1 protein-coding gene is annotated in these 1,170 nt (G+C 66.6%); it reads right to left on the minus strand.

The window, feature by feature from the left end; all coding sequences use genetic code 11:
- A partial coding sequence (locus AC1D15_RS33330; protein ID WP_477829436.1) for a glycoside hydrolase family 48 protein occupies nt 1–931 on the minus strand: 931 nt, incomplete at its 3' end.
- Nucleotides 932–1,170 lie beyond the last annotated feature (239 nt).

The raw sequence follows: 1,170 nt of genomic DNA on the forward strand, positions 1-1,170 counted from the left end.
CCTGCGCGCCGACGCAGTTGCCGATCTTCTTGAAGTACTTGTCGAACATCGAGTAGCGCAGGTAGTCGCCCATGCGGGCCGCCTTCTTGACGAGGTCGGCCACGTCGGCGCCCTTGCCCTGCGCCTTCGCCCACACCGAGGCCCAGTAGACGGCCTGGATCGCGCGCGCATCCGCGTCCGGCGCATTGGTGTAGCGCCACTGCTTCGCGTAGCTCTGGTCGCCGATGAACAGGCTCAGGAAGCCCTGCGTGCCGCCGCTGYGGCCCCAGCGGAAGGTGTCGCACGAGGGATGGGGAATCGTCTCCCACACCGATTCCTGCGGCCCGCGCTGGAAGGTGTTGATGTAGGCCGGCTTGGTGGTGCCGTCGCCGCAGCGGCCGTAGCCGTACCAGTTGTCGACGTCGGTCAGCCAGTGCATGCCGTAGATGTCGCGCGTGCCGTAGGCCGTCGCGAGCTCGGTGGCGATCGGGTCCTGCCCCGGCGTCACCGAGTTGTCCAGCGGCGCGGGGTAGTTCTTCGGCAGCGCGAACTCGCCGGCGTAGGTGGCCGGCTTGGCGGGGTTGTAGAAGCTGTTGGTGGGCTGGTCGGCCGTGGGCGGGATGATGGTCCGCTCCATCGTCGCCCAGGCGGCCTTCAACGGTGCCCAGTCGCCGGTGACGCGGCCGTACTGGGCCTCGAGCCAGAGCCAGAAGCTGTAGGCCTCGGAGGTCGTCTCATGGCCGTAGTCCGGCGCCTCGACCATCAGCGTCTCGATCGAGTGGTACGGCACGCCGTCGCTGCTGAAGTAGCCGTTCGCCGGATCCTTGATCTTGTTGTACTGCGTCAGGAAGCGCTGCGTGTACTCGGCATCGGCGRCGCGCGCCGGTGCGGCGAGCGACAAGGCGAGCACGGCGGCGGCAACGGCCGAAAGCATGTGGAATCGGATCTTCATCGAAATGTCTCCTGTTTTGAAAACGTTTTCACGATGGTGAGACTGCGAGTGAGACTGCGACTGAAACTGCGATCAAGCGCACTGCGCCACCGCGGCGCCAGGGCGCAGCGGTGGGTACAACGATTCGCGGAGTGTTCGAGCGCGTCAGGACGGGCTGGGGGTGCCCGGGCGCTCAAGGGTGGCCAATGGCCGGCGGGAGGACTGCAACTGCATCATTCCGTGTCTCCTTTCCCTCGGCG

This window comes from Rhizobacter sp. P2_H2, assembly GCF_056403375.1.